This is a genomic window from Streptomyces sp. NPDC090025 (genome assembly GCF_044748125.1).
Taxonomy (GTDB): Bacteria; Actinomycetota; Actinomycetes; order Streptomycetales; family Streptomycetaceae; genus Streptomyces.
Window position 1 is genome coordinate 1 of the sequence record NZ_JBIVFL010000031.1, and the last position, 1433, is coordinate 1433.

Annotated in this window: 1 rRNA gene; it reads left to right on the forward strand. The window is 56.1% G+C overall.

From position 1 onward, the window contains the following. Positions 1 to 1395 (forward strand): 23S ribosomal RNA (locus ACIPXM_RS35435); the annotation flags it as partial. Positions 1396 to 1433 lie beyond the last annotated feature (38 nt).

A 1433-nucleotide genomic window follows, 5' to 3' on the forward strand; every position in this document is an offset into this window, starting at 1 on the left:
AGCCTGAGACCTGATGCCGAGCCGATTGTGGTGAAGTGGATGATCCTATGCTGTCGAGAAAAGCCTCTAGCGAGTTTCATGGCGGCCCGTACCCTAAACCGACTCAGGTGGTCAGGTAGAGAATACCGAGGCGTTCGGGTGAACTATGGTTAAGGAACTCGGCAAAATGCCCCCGTAACTTCGGGAGAAGGGGGGCCACGTCTGGTGATGAGTCTTGCACTCTGAGCTGGGGGTGGCCGCAGAGACCAGCGAGAAGCGACTGTTTACTAAAAACACAGGTCCGTGCGAAGCCGTAAGGCGATGTATACGGACTGACGCCTGCCCGGTGCTGGAACGTTAAGGGGACCGGTTAGTGCACTTTCGGGTGTGCGAAGCTGAGAACTTAAGCGCCAGTAAACGGCGGTGGTAACTATAACCATCCTAAGGTAGCGAAATTCCTTGTCGGGTAAGTTCCGACCTGCACGAATGGCGTAACGACTTCTCGACTGTCTCAACCATAGGCCCGGTGAAATTGCACTACGAGTAAAGATGCTCGTTTCGCGCAGCAGGACGGAAAGACCCCGGGACCTTTACTACAGTTTGATATTGGTGTTCGGTTCGGCTTGTGTAGGATAGGTGGGAGACTTTGAAGCGGCCACGCCAGTGGTTGTGGAGTCGTCGTTGAAATACCACTCTGGTCGTGCTGGATGTCTAACCTCGGTCCGTGATCCGGATCAGGGACAGTGTCTGATGGGTAGTTTAACTGGGGCGGTTGCCTCCCAAAGGGTAACGGAGGCGCCCAAAGGTTCCCTCAGCCTGGTTGGCAATCAGGTGTTGAGTGTAAGTGCACAAGGGAGCTTGACTGTGAGACCGACGGGTCGAGCAGGGACGAAAGTCGGGACTAGTGATCCGGCGGTGGCTTGTGGAAGCGCCGTCGCTCAACGGATAAAAGGTACCCCGGGGATAACAGGCTGATCTTCCCCAAGAGTCCATATCGACGGGATGGTTTGGCACCTCGATGTCGGCTCGTCGCATCCTGGGGCTGGAGTCGGTCCCAAGGGTTGGGCTGTTCGCCCATTAAAGCGGTACGCGAGCTGGGTTTAGAACGTCGTGAGACAGTTCGGTCCCTATCCGCTGTGCGCGTAGGAATATTGAGAAGGGCTGTCCCTAGTACGAGAGGACCGGGACGGACGAACCTCTGGTGTGCCAGTTGTCCTGCCAAGGGCATGGCTGGTTGGCTACGTTCGGGAGGGATAACCGCTGAAAGCATCTAAGCGGGAAGCCTGCTTCGAGATGAGTATTCCCACCTCCTTGAGAGGGTAAGGCTCCCAGTAGACGACTGGGTTGATAGGCCGGATGTGGAAGCCCAGTAATGGGTGGAGCTGACCGGTACTAATAGGCCGAGGGCTTGTCCTCAGTTGCTCGCGTCCACTGTGTTTGTTCTGAAGCAACGA